Source organism: Actinomadura flavalba DSM 45200 (genome assembly GCF_000374305.1).
GTDB lineage: Bacteria > Actinomycetota > Actinomycetes > Streptosporangiales > Streptosporangiaceae > Spirillospora > Spirillospora flavalba.
Map to the genome: position 1 here is coordinate 415846 of NZ_KB894093.1, position 15519 is coordinate 431364.

Genomic DNA, 15519 nt, shown 5'->3' on the forward strand with positions numbered 1-15519 from the left:
TCATCAGGGGTCTCTGGGCAGGCCGAGGAGGCGTTCGGCTATCACGTTGAGGTTGACCTCGGTGGTGCCGCCGCCGATGGACATGGCTCGGGAGGCCAGGAGGTGGCGGGTCCATTTGCGGCGGGGGTCGGACTTCCAGTCGCCTGTGAGGACGCCGTGTTCGGCCAGGAGGGTGAAGCCGTACTCGGTGACGTGCTGGCCGTGTTCCATCGCGACGAGTTTGCGGACGTTGGCCGTGGCGCCCGGGTCGGTGCCGCCGACCTGCTTGAGGGTGGCGCGGAGGCCGAGGAGGCGGTAGGCGTGTTCGTCGGCGGCCAGCGCGCCGAGGTTGTCGCGGACGACCGGATCGTCGGCGACGCCCAGATCGTGCGCGAGCCTCACCAGCTTCGGCAGGTCCGCGCCGAGCTGGAACGACAACGTCAGGCCCACGCGCTCGTTGGCGAGGGTCGTGCGGGCGACGCGCCAGCCGTCGTCCACCGGGCCGACGACCAGGTCGTCGGGGACGAACACGCCGTCCAAGTACACCTCGTTGAACACCGCGTCGCCGGTGGCCTCGCGCAGCGGGCGGACGTCGAGTCCCGGGTCGGACATGTCCACCAGGAAGTAGGTGATGCCCGCGTGCTTGGCCCTGTCCGGCGACGTGCGCGCCAGGCAGATGCCCCACTGCGCGTCCCGGGCCAGCGACGTCCAGATCTTCTGCCCGGTGAGCCGCCAGCCGCCCTCGGCGCGCTCGGCGCGGGTCGTCAGGCTCGCCAGATCCGAGCCCGCGCCGGGCTCGGAGAAGAGCTGGCACCAGATGATCTCGCCGCGCAGCGTCGGCGGGAGGAACCGCTCCCGCTGCGCGTCCGTCCCGTACTGGACGAGCGACGGCACCACCCACGCCGCGATCATCAACGGCACCGGCCGCACCCCGGCCGCCTTCAGCTCCTGCTGGATCACGATCTGCTCGACCGGCCCCGCGTCGCGGCCCCACGGGCGCGGCAGGTGCGGCGTCACCCAGCCGCCCTCGGCCATCGGGGCCCGCTGCGCGAACACGTCCAGCTCCGCCAGCGCGGCGACCTGCGCGCGGATCTCCGCGCGCAGCCCGGCCGACCCGGGCGGCAGCTCGACGTCCATCGGCCGCCGCGTCCCGGCCAGCGCCAGGTCCGCGACGGCCGCGCGGGCGCGGGACGCCGGGCCGAGCAGCGCCCGCAGCGACAGCGCCCGGCGGTAGACCAGGTGGGCGTCGTGCTCGAAGGTGTAGCCGATGCCGCCGTGGACCTGGATGTTGCCCTCGGCGCACGTCACCGCCGCGTCGGCCGCGAGCGCCGCCGCGACCTCGACGGCGTGGGCGCGCTGGTCCGCGTCGTCCTCGGTGAGGGCGCGGGCGGCGTCCCAGACGGCGGCGCGGGCGCGTTCCAGCGCGATCAGCATCCGCGCGCAGCGGTGCTTGACGCCCTGGAACTGCCCGATCGGGCGGCCGAACTGCTCGCGCAGGCCCGCGTAGGCGACGGCGTCGTCCAGCGCGCGGCCCGCGACGCCGCACGCCTCGGCGCCGAACAGCACGACGGCGTACGCACGGGCGTCCACCGGGCCGAGCGGGCGGCCCGTGCCGGGGGTGACGGCGCCCGCCGGGCGGGTCGCGTCCAGGCTCTCCAGCGGCTCGACCGCCGCGTCCTCGTACACGCTCCCGGCCAGCACGACGACGTCGGCGTGCGGGGCGCCGACGACGGGCGCGTCCGGGACGAGGCCGACGGCGCCGGTGCGGGTGCCGTCCGCCAGGCCCGGGTCGGGGGTTCCGGCGGCGTGCAAGACCGCCGCCGCCACGATCGTCGGGACGACCGGACCGGGGACGAGCGCGCGCCCGAACTCCTCGACGGCGACGGCCTGGTCGAGCAGGCCGAACCCCTGGCCGCCCGCGTCCTCGGGCAGGTGCAGGCCGAGCAGTCCCTGCGCGGCGAGATCGGCCCAGAACGGCGGGCGCTCCCCGGTCGCCGCGCGGACGACGTCGCGTCCGCAGTGCCGTGCGGTGAAGCCCCGCACGGACGCGGCCAGCGCCGCGTGTTCCTCGGTCAGCCCGATGCCCATGCGCCCTCCCGGTCCGGTAAGCCGCAGCTTACCGAACCGGGTTCGGGTCGGCTAGGACGCCAGCCGGAGCTGGCTCACGAACCGGTTGAGGTCCGGCCAGTGCTTGCGGTGCGTGTTCGGCATCGACGCGAACACCACCGCCGGGGCCGCCTTGCCGGTGTCGACCACCGCCGTCAGCACCACCTCGCCCGTCGCCTTGAACGGCGGGCGCTTGTAGTTCAGGTACGACGCGATCAGCCAGCCGGCGCGGCCCTGGACCGTCAGCTCCTGCGACGCCAGCGGCGTCGTCTTGTGCGGGAACGCGTACTGCGTCTGCTCGAAGCTCCGCATCGCCAGCGCCGCCACCGGCTTCACGCTCTCGGGGCCCTTGTACGCCGCGCCCAGCGTGGGGTGCAGCGTGCCGGTGAGGAGCTGCCCGAACCAGAGCTGGCCGCCGCGCTTCTCCGTCACGACGATCTGCTGGCCCGACCAGCCCGCGACGCCCAGCTTGTTCTGCTTGGTCGGCACCTGCCACGGCTTGCCGAAGCGCGGGTACGACAGGCCCGAGTGCGCGTCGTCGACGCGTCCCGCCGCGCGGGACGGCACGCCCGCGAACGTGCGCAGCGGCTTGTCCGGCGGCAGCTCGACCTGCGGCTCGTCCTCGGCGACCGCGGCCGGGCGGTGCGTCGCCTTGTCCTCGGGGACCGGGGTGTCGCGGTTCTTCAGGTAGTAGACGCCGCCCGCCGCCGCCAGCGCGACCACCAGCACGCCGACACCGCCGTACAGCAGCACCCGCGACCGGCCCGCGGGCTCCTCGAACTCGGTCCGCGACGCGGACTCGCCCAGCTTGGCGTCGGCGGCGTCCTCGTCGGCCATCCACTCGGGCATCTGCCAGTTGCCGCTGCTCGGACGGCCCGACCGGCCGTGGTTCGCGCCGGTCGTCGGCGCGACGTAGCGGGTGTCGTCGGACTCGCGGTCGCCGGGCTCGCCGTCGAACAGCTCCCCCTCCCAGGCGGCGCGGCCCTCGTCGGCGCGCGGCTCGGGGACGGGCGCGACCTTGCGGTCCGGGCCGGACGTCTCGTCGTCCGGCTCCGGCTCGGACGCGACCGGCTCGGCGGCGGCGTCGTCGGCCCGCTCGGCGGGTTCGTGCGGCGCCGTCAGCAGCGGCTGCTTCGGCTCCACCCGCTGCGCCGGTGCCTCGACCTTCCCCCAGACGTCGTGCCCGCCCTCCGGCGGCGGACCGGCCGGGGAGTCCTCCCGGCCACCGTCGTCGCTGCTGTCGGTCCAGCGCGGACCGCGCTCCCCCTGATCGGACATGCGGGACACGTTACGCGAAGATCAAGCCTCGATTCCCCGGCGCCAATCACACTCCGGATACATCTTTCCGACGGGTCAGTGACGGCCCGGCGGCGCGACGGCACCGCCCTTGACCTGCGAACCCGTCGCCAGCCGCTCCCGCGTCATCAGGGTGGCGCCCGCGACGGCGCCCGGCATCGCCAGCACGGCGCCCAGCGGGATGAGGAAGGTGACGAACGTCGCCGCGCCGAACCCCACGGCGAGCGGGCGGTTCCGCTTCAGCAGCGCGAACCGGTCGCGGCGCAGCAGCCCGCGCCGCTCCATCGCGTTCGCGGTCAGCTCGCCCGCCAGGAAGTACCCCGAGACGCACGCCGCCACCACCGGCACGACCGTCTGGCCCACCACCGGCAGGAACCCCAGGACGAAGAACACCAGGCCGAACGCGACCGCGATGACACCGAGCAGCAGCGAGTCCTTGACGGCGCGGCCGATCGACGTCAGCAGCGGCACGTCCGGCTCGGGCGGCGCGCCGCCCTGCGACTCCTCCACCCGTTCAGCGATCTTGCTGTAGAAGGGGTCACCGACGAGCAGCGTCAGCGCCGTGAACAGCAGGATCGCCACGAACACCGACGCGCCGAAGATCGCCAGACCCGCGACGACGCGCACCGTCGTGCGGGCGCCCTCGGCCCAGTCGTCCGCGAACGGCGTGACCCATCCGGCCAGCCCGTCCAGGTTGAACGCCAGCGTCCCCAGCGCCGCGACGTAGAACACCAGCACGATCACGGCGGGGATGAGCCCGAACAGCCACTGCCCGGGGTGGCGGGCCGTCCAGCCGATGCCGCGGAACAGGTAGCCGACGCCGGTGAACAGGTCCTTGAGCTTGGACGGTCGCTGCGGAGAAGTCACGGAGCCACGTTATCGACAGGAAGGCCGACGAGATGGGCCGAACGCGCCCAGACCGCCCGGCGCAGCGCGCGTCCGTCGTCGCCGCCGTCGCGGGGCGGGCGCAGCACCCGCACCGACGGGTGGTGGCCGCCCGTCCGCTCCGCGAACGCCGCGTCGGCCGCCAGCCGGACGACCTGGCGCGCGCCCTGCGCGGGCGTGCGCAGCAGCGGCGTCCGGCTCAGCAGCGCCGCGCCGCGCGAGCCCTCCGGCAGGTCGCGGCCGAGGCCCGTCGCGGTCGGGCCGGGGCAGCACGAGTTCGCCACGACGCCCGTCCCGTCGAGCCGTTCGGCCAGCTCCGCCGCGAACAGCACGTTCAGCAGCTTGGTCCGCGCGTACACGCGGTGCGACCCCGACGGCCCGTAGTGGCGCGGCTCGGCGAACCGCTCGGCGTCCAGCGGGCCCGCCCGGCGGTACGCCTCGCTCGCCACCACGACGACCCGCGCGGGCGCCGACCGCAGCAGCAGGCCGCGCAGCAGGTTCGTCAGCAGGAACGGGCCGAGGTGGTTGCCCGCGACCATGCGGTCGTAGCCGTCCACGCTGACCTTCGCGCGCCGCAGGTGCGCGCCGGCGTTGTTGACCAGGACGTCCAGCCGCGCGTACCGCTCCCGCAGCCGCGCCGCCAGCCGCCGCACCTCCGCCCGCGACGACAGGTCACCGAGGAACGTGTCGGCGCGGGCGTCCGGGACGCTGCCGCGCAGGTCCGCGAGCGCCGCGTCCGCCCGGACCTGGCTGCGGCACACCATCCCGACGCGGAACCCGCGCCGCGCCAGCTCCCGGGCCGTCTCCAGCCCGATGCCGGACGAGGCCCCCGTGACGATCGCGATCCGCTCCTGCATCCCCCCACCCTGCCGGAGACCCCCGTCACACGGAAGGGCGCCGCGTCAACTCCTGCGACGCGGGTCACGTCCGGACGCGGCGAGCGCCCGGTCGAACGCGGACGCGTCCGGGCCGATCGGGACGGGCTCCGCGAACCCGTCGTACCGCCGGTAGGTCTCGGCGTGCTCCTGGACGACGCGCAGCAGCAGCTCGCCGGTGTCGTCCGCGACGCGGAACTCCTGGCCGGTGGACCGGGCGACGTCCCAGCCGTGCACGGCCATCTCCTTGATGATCAGCCCGGCGACCTGCTCGGCCGGAAAGGACATCCCGCCCAGGTCGATGTCGCCCTCCCAGACCTCGTCCGGCTCCCAGGCGGCGACGGCCCGCCCGAGCTGCGCCTCGTAGCGGGCGGCCCAGTCGGGGTCGCGGGTGAAGTCGCGGGCGGCCAGCTCGTCCGGGACCGGTTCGCGGCGGGCGCGGAATTCCAGCCCGTAGGCGGTGTAGAGGACCCAGTGGTTGACCAGGGCGCGCAGGTCGAATCCGGCGCAGGGCGTCGGGGCGTCCCACGCGCCGGCGGGCACGCGCGCGGCGACGCGGGCGGCCTCGGCGGCGCACGCGGCCAGGTGTCGGTGCAGTGCGTTCATGCCCGGCACGCTAGGGACGCGCGGGGCCGGACGTCTTGAAGAAAGACGTCACTAGGCTGGAGGGATGCAGTTTCCGCGCGGCGTTCTGTACCCCAAGCGGCAGGAGCCGCACGTCCAGGTCGCCCAGCATCCGCCCGGCGCGGGTCTGGAGGCGTTCGCGGAGTACTTCTGGCACGTCCGCTGGACGGTCGCCGAGCCGTACGACACCGAGGTGCTCAACCACCCGAACGTGCACCTGGTGTTCGAGGAGCCGCGTCCGCTCGTCTACGGCGTGGAGCGTTCCCGGTTCGTGCGCCGCCTGTCCGGCACGGGCCAGGTGCTCGGGCTGCGCTTCCGTCCCGGCGGGTTCCGCTGCCTGATCGACGGCCCGGTCTCCGCCCTGGCCGACCGCCGCACCCCGGCGGCCGAGATCTTCGGCCCCGGGATCGACGCCCTGAACGCGACGCTCCTGGCCTCGGACGACCGGGTGGACCTGGCCCGCGACTTCCTGACGCCGTTCCTGCCCGGCGACCCGGACCCGTCCGCCGTCCACGCGGCCGAGATCGTCCACCACATCACCGACAACCCGGGCCTGTTCACCGTCGAGGACCTGGCGGCCAAAGCGGGCGTCTCCGTCCGCACCCTCCAGCGCCTCTTCACCGAGTACGTCGGCGCCACCCCCAAGTGGGTCATCCGCCGCGCCCGCCTGCACGAGGCCGCCGCCCGCGCCGACTCCGGCACCCCCGTCGACTGGCCCGCCCTCGCCACCGACCTCGGCTACGCCGACCAGTCCCACCTGACCCGCGACTTCACCACCACCATCGGCAAACCCCCCACCCACTACACGTCCACCTGACCCGTCGCGACGGTGGCGCCGAGGTCGTCGTCGGTGAGGATGGCCGGGGTGAGGCCCGCGTTGTGCAGGATTGCGGTCGCGGTGTCGAGTTGGCGGGTGCTGAGTTCTGTGAGGAGGACGCCGCCGGGGGCCAGCCAGGACGGGGCCTCGGCGGCGACGCGGCGCAGGACGTCCAGGCCGTCGGGGCCGCCGTCCAGGGCGACGCGGGACTCGTGGTCGCGGGCCTCGGCGGGCAGGAAGGGGACGTCGCCCGTCGGGACGTACGGGACGTTCGCGACGAGCACCGTCACGACTCCCTTCAGGCGGGGCGGCAGCGCGGCGAACAGGTCGCCCGCGAAGACCCGGCCGGGCGGGAGGTTGCGGCGGGCGCAGCGGACGGCCGCCGGGTCGACGTCGGCCGCGTACACGTCGCCGCCCGCGCGGGCGAGGACGGCGCCCGCCGCGCCCGTCCCGCAGCACAGGTCGACGGCGACCCCGCCCTCCGGCAGCCGCGCCACCGCCTCCCCGGCCAGGAACTCCGTGCGCCGCCGGGGCACGAACACCCCCGGCTCCACGACGATCCGCAGCCCGCAGAACTCCGCGAACCCGACGACCTGCTCCAGCGGCTCCCCCGCGACGCGCCGCCCGACCATCGCCTCCAGCGCGCCCGCGTCCGGGGCCGCCCCTTCCAGCAGCGCCGCCTCGTCCTCGGCGAACACGCACCCCGCGGCGCGCAGCCTCTCCACGATCGTCAACCCGGCTCCTCCTTGGCGAGCGTCCGCCGCAGCCGGACCAGGACGACCAGCAGCAGCCGCCGCCACTCCGGCGTCAGCAGATGAACCTCCACATCCTCCCGGACGCGCCGCCGTCGCGGGTCGCCTCCGGCCCAGTCGCGCACGAGGCCGAGCATCCGGGCCCGCCGCCCCGGATCATGACCCGTCGACCGGACGAACACCTCGACGATCTCCGCGCGCAGCCGGGGGTGCAGCAACGCGGTGTCCAGCCACAGCCGGACGGCGTCGGCGTACTCCGGCGTCGGTGCGCCGCCCAGGTCCCACCACGCCCGCCCCGACGCGGGCACGGGGACGGCCCCGGGATCGGTCAGCATCGACGCCGACCCGTCCGCCGCACGCACCCCGGCCAGCATGAGGAACAGCCACACCCCGGCCGACGCGCGCGACCCGTCCGGCCCGTTCAGCCACTCCAGCGCCAGCGCCTGCACCCGTGCGCGGCGCACCGTCGCCAGCCGCAGGCACGCCGCCAGGACGAGCCGCCGCACGCCCTCGTCGTCCACGTCCGCGAGCCGCCCCAGCACGCGGGCCAGCGCCCGCACCTCGACCTCGCCGTCGTCGGGCCCGCGCCGCCGCGGCGCGCCGTCCGCCTCGGCGGGCAGGCCCGCCGCGACCAGGTCCAGCGCGGCCGTCAGCGCGACCGACGCCAGCCGCTCGGCCGCGCGCGGCGAGCGGTACCCGGCCGCGCTGTCGCACCAGCCCATGAGCACGCCGAACACCAGGAGCGGGTCGTCCTGCGCGAGCGCCCGGACGACCGCGGCCACCTCGGCGTGCACGACCGCGTCGCCTCCGGCCGACAGGTGCTTGAGCCGGGTCAGCGCGACGGTCGGCAGCGTCCCGGCCAGCACCTGGCACACCCGGACGATCGTCAGCTTCAGCGACTGCGGCGCGGCCTGCTGCTGCGACCACTCGTACAGCTCGCGGCGGACCTTGCCGCCCACGACGGGATGCAGGCACGTGTCCGACAGCACGATGAACGCCAGGTCCACGCCGCCGATCCGGGCCGCCTCCTCCCCGGCCGCCCACTCGCGGGCCGTCGCGCAGATCAGCTCGGGCCGGTCGTGCCCGGCGGCCAGGTTCGCGAAGACGCGCGCGATCTTGCGCCGCAGCTCGGCGCCGAGGGTCACCGACGGCTGCGCGGGCAGCTCCGACAGCCACATCAGCAGGTCCGGGCGCAGCAGCGGATACGCCGCCCAGACATGGTCGATCACCGACGCGGCGAACCGCTGGCGGCGGAAAAGGATGCGGTCGGCGCGCCGATCGGCGCCGAGCACGTCCTCCAGTTCCGCCGACGGCCGCCACGCCAGGCCGCCCCCGGCGACCGACATGCGCAGCCGCTCGGCCAGCGACAGCGCCGCCTCGTACACGCTCATCTCGTCGGCCGGGGCGATCGTCGCCGCCGCGATGAGCAGCACCTGGTCCTGCTTGCCGTCGTGCTCGCGGAACCACGACCGCAGCTCGTCGCGCCAGCCCAGATAGGCGCGCTCCACCTGGTACTCGTCACCGCCGGTCGCCGCGATGAGCCGGATCAGCCGTTCGGCGTCCGCCGCCGACCCCGCCTTGAGCAGGTCCCGCGCGCGCGGCCAGTCCCGCCACCGCGCCGCGTCGAGCCCGGCGGGCGCGAGCCGCCGCCGGTACACGTCGTGCGCGGGCGGCGGCTCCACGACGATCGACGGCAGCACGTGCGCGAACTGCACGCGCTCGTCCTCGCCGCCGATCGCCAGCAGCAGCCCGCCCGCGTCGCGCACCGCCTCCCAGCAGTAGCGCAGCCGGGACGGGTCCTCGTCCGACGCGCGGACCAGGTAGCCCGAGCGTCCCGCGACGCCGATCTCCTCGGCGTCGTCCCGGCCCGGGGAGAACCAGCGGACGCGCAGGCCCGGGACGATCGCGCGCGCGACCGCCACGGCCGTCCGCTCGTTCTCCGCCTCGGCCGGGCCCACCAGCAGCGCGCCGCCGTACTCCCGCACCGTCGCGACGACGCGGTCGTGGTTGAGCGCGGGCACGTAGCCGTCCACCCACTCGGTGACCTGCCGGTCCGACAGCAGCATCGCCGGACGGCCCCGCATGATGCGGATCTGGTTCTGCACCAGGTCGCCGTCCACCGTGTTGCCGAAGGCGACCTGGGCGTCGTCACCGGTGACCTCGGTGTCGCCGATCGTGGTCATCGGCGCTCCTGACGCAGGTCGCCGCCGACCGAGTTGCCGAAGGCGGCCTGGGTGCCGTCGCCGTTGAACGTGACGGCGCCGAGGCCCGGCGCGGGCGGACGCTCGGCGGGCGCGGGCGCGGGCGCGGGCGCGGGCTCGGGGTCGAGCGGGCGCCTCGACGGCTTGGGCACGTAGAGGTAGCCGGGCCGCTCGTACTCCTTCACCGCGACCTCCACCGGCGTGCACTGGCTCGGCCGCAGCGCCACCTCGCCGAGCGCCACGTACGTCCGGTACGTCTCGGCCGACAGCAGGAACGCGACGTGGCTGACCTCGGGGTCGCTCAGCAGCAGCGCGTCCTTCAGCGGACGCGCGCCCAGCAGCCGGTTGACCTCGACGACGGCCGAGGACGCCCCCGCGTCCTCGGGGTCGGCGTCGTCCATCGGCCCGTGGTGCAGCGCCACCCGGAGCCGCAGCCGCGAGCCGCGTCCGCGCAGCGCGGGCGCGGCGGCCTCCAGCGCCTCCTGGAGCCGCTGCGGGAAACGGTCCAGGAGCAGCGGCATCAGGTCGGTCGGGAGCGCGGCGAGCATTCCGTCGCCGGTGTCCTCGCGGAACGGCACGGACGCCAGTTCCGCGCCGAATCCGCTCGCCTCTGCGGCTTCGCGCACCACCCGGCGGATTTCGCCGCGCAGCGCGCGGAACTGGTCCTGGCGATGCGATCCGTATCCTTCGGTGTCGATCACGAGCAAGGCGCGGAAGGTCCCCATGGCGGGCCCCTTTCGGAGGTCGGCGAAGGTGTCCGACCACCATGCGCCCCGCGTCCGCGCCGCTGTGTCAGAAATCAGACACCGAGCTGTCCCGATTCGGCCATGCGCGCAGTCGCGCCGCGTCGGCGATGAGCACGCGGCGCCGTTCCGTGACGACCAGCCCGGCTTTGCGCAGCACGGCCAGTTCCGCCGCCACGACCCCGCGCGCCAGTCCGGCCGCCAGGCCCAGTTCGGCCTGGCCGAGCGGGACCTCCAGCCGTCCGTCGCCCGGTCCGGCGAGGCGCAGCAGCGCCCGGACGACGCGCGGCCCCGCCGGGAGCGCGGCCGTCTCGGCGCGCCACGCCTCGCTCTCCAGCATCCGGCGCATCGCCCGCGCCAGCAGCTCGCCCTCCGCGCCGATCTCCCGCACCAGCACGCGGAACCGGTCGGCGGGGAGCGTCCGCGCCCGGCAGGGATCGACGGCGGTGACGGTCGCCGAGCGGCCCGTCCCGCCGAGGACGGCGATCTCCCCGAGCAGCTCGCCCGGACCGCGCACCGCCAGCAGCAGCGTGGAGCCGTCGCTGTTGAGCCGCGTCACCTTGACCCGCCCGGCGGACAGGTGCAGGACGTGCGACGGCGGATCGCCCTGGCGCAGCAGCACCGCACCCGGACGGAAACGGCATTCCACGCCCTCTCGGACGAACTTCTCCGAAAGCAGACCGTCCACGTCTTCCGCTCCGACCTCCGGGTGTGGCGAGAAAGGCACCGCGAGAAGGCGTCGGATGCGGGTCTTTCGTCACACAGATGACTCCGGTATACGGTGACCATGGTCTCACCGCCCGCGAATGCGCGCGGCGCGAGGGACGACCCCGAGGGTGTGAGCGACCAGTGGCAGACGACCGGCGGAGAAACGCGGATTCCGGACGTCCGAAATGGCCACGCTATGTGGCCGCGACGGTCAGCCTGACCGCCGCCTCCACGGTCGCCATCGCCTCGAACATTCTCGATCTGAATCTGCCGACGAGCCTCGCGCTGATCGTCGTCTCCGTCGTCGCCGGGCTCGTCGGGCTGTTCCTCGACGACTTCGAGCGGGCGGTCGGGGCGTTACCGGGCGCGGGCGCGCGGGCGCTGCGCGGCTCCGCCGCCCGGCTCCGGGCCGCCGCCCGCCGCCTCCCCCGCCGCAGGCCCGCCGTGCCGCTCCCCGGACGCCGCGTCCTCGCCCCGGTGGCCGCCTTCGCCGTCGCCGCCGCCGTCGCCTACCCGGCGGCATCGCTGGCCGTGCGCGCCCCCGCCTTCGACGACCGCGCCCCCTGCCGCCCGCCCATCGAGCTGCGCGTCCTGACCGGACCGGAGAACCGCGACGCCGTCCAGGAGAGCGTCGCCGCGTTCGCCGCCCGCGAGACCGACGGCGCCTGCCGCCCGGTGAACGTCACGGTGTTCCCCGCCGCGTCGTTCACCGACGTCGGGCTCGCGTTCCGCGACGGCTGGCGGCGGCCCGCCGCCGAGGGCACGTCCGGCGAGGTCACGCCGCTGCTCCTCCCCCAGCCCGACGTGTGGATACCCGCTTCGCGGGCCGAGGTCGACCACGTCACCGAGCACCCCGCCCCGGACGTCGCCCTGCGCGACCGCGGCGCCATCGCCGCCTCGCCGCTCGTCTTCGCCGTCCCCGCCAACTTCACGCCGCGCGTCCAGGGCACCCTGCCCGACCCGTCCGCGCCGACCTGGGGCTCCCTCATCGACGCCGCCGAACGCGCCGGGCTGACCGTCGCCCGGCCCGACCCCGACCTGTCGGAGACGGGCCTGCTCGCCACCGCCGAGCTGTACCGCGAGACCCGCGACCCGCGCGCCCGCGCCGCACTCGAAGGGAAGATCGCATCCGCCGGGACGCCCCGCGCGAACGTCCTCGACCTGCTGTGCTCGCTGCGCCGCGACCGCGACCCCGCCGTCGCCGTCGTCGTCCCCGAGAACGCCTGGCGCGCCTACGAGCAGGGGGAACCGCTCGGCCCCGACTGCGCGTTCCCGGTGTCGGCGCCCGCCCGGTCCTACGTCCCGCTGCGGCCCGCGCGCGGCGGCAGCCTCGACTACCGGTTCGTCCAGGTCACCTGGCGCGACCAGGTCGACCGCGCCCGCGACGCGATGATCGACCGGCTGCGGGACTGGTTCGGCGACGCCCGCCTCCGCGCGCAGGGCTTCCGCGACACCGACGGCCGCACCTCCGACAGCCGCCCCACCGGGATCGCGGCGACGGTCGGCGTCCGCGGCCTCGACGCGGCCGGGCTGCGCGCCGCGCTGCGCGACTACCCGCGCGCGCGTCCCCCGGTGACGGCCGCGTACGTCGTCGACCAGTCCGGCTCGATGCAGAAACCCGTCATCGGACGCTCCTCCCGGCTCGACCGCGCCCGCGAACTCGCCGCGCAGGCCCTGTCCCTGCTCGGCACCACCGACTCGGTCGGGCTCTGGTCGTTCCCGTGGGGCCGGTCGGCGTCGTCGGCCGAACCCCGCCGGCACGTCGAGCCCGGCCCGGTCGACGCCGCGCGCCGCTCGTCGGTCCGGCGCGCGCTCGCCGGGCTGGACCGCGCCGAGGGCGGCCACACCCCGCTCTACACCGCGATCGGCCAGGCCGCCGAGGAACTGCGCGGCAAGGGCGTCAATCCGGCGATCATCGTGTTCACCGACGGCTACGACAGCGCGCCCGGCGGCCTGTCCGCCGCCGCCCTCGGCGACCGGATCGCCGCGCCGGACGGCGGGACGCCCCGCGTCGTCTTCCTCGCCATCGGCGGGCGCCAGTGCGGCGAGCCCGACGTGCGGGCGCTCGTCCGCGAACCCCGCGTGCGGGCCACCTGCCTCGACGCGTCGTTCCCCGAGGCCGACCAGCTCATCGGCCGCCTGTTCACCGACCTGCGCGGGGGACGGCGATGAGCGTCCGGGCCGTCCTGGCCGCCGCGCTGGCCGGAGTGCTCGCGGCGACGGCGCTCGTCGTCGTCCCCGACCAGCGGCGGTACGGGCAGGGCTGCCCCCGGTCCGGCGACGACACGATCGTCATGGCCACCGGCGAGGACCTCAACCCCGGGCGCCGCCGCCAGGAACTCGTCCGCCGCTGGAACGAGGGCCACCCGGACGGCCCGCAGGCCCGGCTGGTCGAGATCCCCGGCGGCACCAACGCCGAGCACGCGCAGATGCTCGCCGCGCAGCAGGCCGGAAGCTGCGCCTACGACGTGCTGAGCCTCGACGTCGTGTGGGTGCCGGAGTTCATCGACGCCGGGCTCGTCGAGCCGATCCCGGCGGGCGCGTTCGACCCGTCGGTCTTCCTGCCCAAGGCGTGGAGCACCGGCCTGGACGCCCGGGGCCGCCTGTACGCGGTGCCGTTCACCAGCAACGTCGGCCTGCTCTACTACCGCAGGGACATCGTCGGCGACGCCCCGCCGCGCACCTACGCCGACCTGCGCCGCCTGGCGTCGCGCGCGAACCTGGACCGGCTGCCCGCCGCCGGCGCCGCGCCGCTGGTCACCCAGCTCGACGACTACGAGGGCCTGACCGTCAACGCGATGGAGGCGATCTGGGCGGCGGGCGGCGCGCTGACCGTCCAGGGCGAGCGCCTGCACCTGGACGACGCGGGCGCCCGCGGCCTGACCCGCCTCCTGGACGACGCCCGCGCCGGTGTGATCCTGCGGGCGTCGGCGCGGTACCAGGAGGCGACGAGCATGCAGGCGTTCGCCGAGGGCCACGCGCTGTTCCTGCGGAACTGGCCGTACGCGTTCCCCGTCCTGAAGACCGACCCGCACCTGCGGAACCGCTTCGGCGTCGCGGAACTCCCCACCGACGGCCCGGGCCCGCACCGCGGCGCGCTCGGCGGCCAGAACCTCGCCGTCTCCAAGCACGCCCGCGACAAGCGCCAGGCCCGCGACTTCATCGCGTTCATGACGGCCCCGCCCCAGCAGCAGAGCCTCTACGCGTGCGGCGGCTACGTCCCGGTCCGCAAGGAGGTCTACGCCGACGTCCGCGCCTGCTCCGACCTCCCCGGCCAGACCGCGACGACCCCGGAGGAGGACACCGACCAGGTCACCCGCGACGAGCTGCGCGCCCTGGCGGCCGTCCTCACGCGAGCCCTGGCCACGGCCGAGCCCCGCCCGCGCGTGCCGCGCTACCCCGATTTCAGCCGCGCCCTGCACGAACGCCTGCACACCGCGCTGACCCGCTCCCGCACCTTCGACCCGTCCACCCTGTCGCCCTACCTCACGACGTGCTCGGGCTGGCGGCGGCCCCGCTCGGACTGCCCCTGACCGGGCGGGGCCGCCGGGTCACGCGGCGGGCGCCCGGACGGACGAGAACCCGGACGCGTCGCCCTCCAGCACGGTGCTGACGTCCCCGCCGATGCCGACCGGAACGTCTCCGGCGATCGTGATCCGGTGCAGCAGCCGGGCGTGCTCGTCGTAGTCCGCGACGGCGTAGTGCTGCGTCGACCGGTTGTCCCAGATCGCGATGTCGCCGGGCCGCCACGTCCACCGCACGGTGTTCTCCAGCTTGGTGATGTGCCGCTGGAGCAGCGCGTACAGGTCGCGGAAGTCGGACGAGGACAGGTCGCGGATCGACTGCGCGAAGTGCCCGAGCAGCAGCGCGGGCTCCCCCGTCTCGGGGTGGACGCGGACGAGGGGGTGCTCGGTGAGGAACGAGGTGTGCCGGAACTCGGCCCGGTAGTGCTCCTGCTTGACGTCGACGCCGCCGGTCACCGGCCGCTCGATGGCGTAGTCGAACAGGTTGCTGTGCCGGGCGCGCAGCCGTCCCGCGAGCGCCTGGAGCCCCGGGTGCAGGCTGGCGTAGGCGTTGACGGTGTTGGCCCAGACGGTCGTGCCGCCGTAGGGCGGGAGCGTGACGGCGCGCAGGACGCTGATCGCGGGGACGCGGTCGACGAACGTCACGTCGGTGTGCCAGCTGTTGGCGGCGCCCTGCTCGGAGTCGATCGGCAGGATCGCGTTGCCGTCGCCGCGGACGGTCGGGTGCGGGGAGGTGACCTCGCCGAGCTGGGCGGCGAAGTCGTACTGGTCGGTGTCGGTGGCGTGATCCTGGTCACGCAGGAACACCACGCGGTGCTTGAGCAGCGCCGCGCGGAACTCGGCCAGGACGGCGGGGTCGAGGTCGGCGCCGATGCGCAGGCCGGACACGACGGCGCCGATGTTGCCGCCGACGCGCGTCACGTCGAGGGCCGTGCTCGCGGTCTGGAGCTGGGTCATGGTCATCCTCCGGTGGCGGCGGACGGCCCGTGGGAACGTTCCGCCTAATCAG

The 15519-nt window shown here is 75.3% G+C and carries 13 protein-coding genes; 3 read left to right on the plus strand and 10 right to left on the minus strand.

From position 1 onward, the window contains the following. Nucleotides 1-3: 3 nt before the first annotated feature. The 5 genes from C229_RS0101875 to C229_RS0101895 all read right to left on the minus strand — a co-directional run bounded on the left by C229_RS0101875 (nt 4) and on the right by C229_RS0101895 (nt 5747). A complete protein-coding gene (locus tag C229_RS0101875; RefSeq protein WP_018653378.1) occupies nt 4-2067 on the minus strand; it encodes an acyl-CoA dehydrogenase family protein in 2064 nt (687 codons plus the stop codon). 51 nt (nt 2068-2118) lie between these two features. Beyond that, on the minus strand, nt 2119-3363 hold the full coding sequence (locus C229_RS0101880; RefSeq protein WP_026313373.1) for a flagellar basal body-associated FliL family protein: 1245 nt from the start codon (nt 3361-3363) through the stop codon (nt 2119-2121). A gap of 75 nt (nt 3364-3438) precedes the next feature. Continuing rightward, complete coding sequence (locus C229_RS0101885) at nt 3439-4248, minus strand: EI24 domain-containing protein (protein WP_018653379.1); 810 nt, start codon at nt 4246-4248, stop codon at nt 3439-3441. Continuing rightward, nucleotides 4245-5123 (minus strand): SDR family NAD(P)-dependent oxidoreductase, encoded by an 879-nt coding sequence (locus C229_RS0101890; protein ID WP_018653380.1) that lies wholly within the window; start codon nt 5121-5123, stop codon nt 4245-4247. The genes C229_RS0101885 and C229_RS0101890 overlap by 4 nt, the downstream gene beginning before the upstream one ends. Before the next feature lie 45 nt (nt 5124-5168). Next, the gene (locus C229_RS0101895; protein ID WP_018653381.1) at nt 5169-5747 is read right to left on the minus strand and encodes a TIGR03086 family metal-binding protein; all 579 of its coding nucleotides are present in this window, start codon (nt 5745-5747) and stop codon (nt 5169-5171) included. A 64-nt stretch (nt 5748-5811) separates the two neighbouring features. On the opposite strand from C229_RS0101895, the gene C229_RS0101900 reads away from it, so the two are divergent. Beyond that, nucleotides 5812-6582, plus strand: coding sequence for an AraC family transcriptional regulator (locus C229_RS0101900; RefSeq protein ID WP_018653382.1), 771 nt, complete (start codon nt 5812-5814; stop codon nt 6580-6582). Here the strand turns inward: C229_RS0101900 and C229_RS0101905 are convergent. The 4 genes from C229_RS0101905 to C229_RS0101920 form a co-directional block, all read right to left on the minus strand. Then, complete coding sequence (locus C229_RS0101905) at nt 6567-7316, minus strand: putative protein N(5)-glutamine methyltransferase (RefSeq protein WP_018653383.1); 750 nt, start codon at nt 7314-7316, stop codon at nt 6567-6569. The two genes, C229_RS0101900 and C229_RS0101905, sit on opposite strands and share 16 nt — an antisense overlap. Continuing rightward, nucleotides 7313-9517: a hypothetical protein gene (locus C229_RS0101910; protein ID WP_018653384.1), complete on the minus strand. Its 2205-nt coding sequence runs from the start codon at nt 9515-9517 to the stop codon at nt 7313-7315. Before C229_RS0101910 ends, C229_RS0101905 begins: the two co-directional genes overlap by 4 nt. Then, the gene (locus C229_RS32495; RefSeq protein WP_018653385.1) at nt 9514-10260 is read right to left on the minus strand and encodes a hypothetical protein; all 747 of its coding nucleotides are present in this window, start codon (nt 10258-10260) and stop codon (nt 9514-9516) included. Before C229_RS32495 ends, C229_RS0101910 begins: the two co-directional genes overlap by 4 nt. 67 nt (nt 10261-10327) lie before the next feature. Then, nucleotides 10328-10966, minus strand: coding sequence for a Crp/Fnr family transcriptional regulator (locus C229_RS0101920; RefSeq protein WP_155884548.1), 639 nt, complete (start codon nt 10964-10966; stop codon nt 10328-10330). Nucleotides 10967-11184: 218 nt separating this feature from the next. Here C229_RS0101920 and C229_RS0101925 point away from each other — a divergent pair, with 218 nt between their 5' ends. Together C229_RS0101925 and C229_RS32500 are read left to right on the plus strand one after the other, a co-directional pair. Further along, complete coding sequence (locus tag C229_RS0101925; RefSeq protein ID WP_018653387.1) at nt 11185-13158, plus strand: vWA domain-containing protein; 1974 nt, start codon at nt 11185-11187, stop codon at nt 13156-13158. Next, nucleotides 13155-14519, plus strand: coding sequence for an extracellular solute-binding protein (locus C229_RS32500; RefSeq protein WP_018653388.1), 1365 nt, complete (start codon nt 13155-13157; stop codon nt 14517-14519). Before C229_RS0101925 ends, C229_RS32500 begins: the two co-directional genes overlap by 4 nt. An 18-nt stretch (nt 14520-14537) precedes the next feature. On the opposite strand, the gene C229_RS0101935 is transcribed toward C229_RS32500, so the two are convergent. Next, complete coding sequence (locus tag C229_RS0101935; RefSeq protein ID WP_018653389.1) at nt 14538-15467, minus strand: TauD/TfdA dioxygenase family protein; 930 nt, start codon at nt 15465-15467, stop codon at nt 14538-14540. Nucleotides 15468-15519 lie beyond the last annotated feature (52 nt).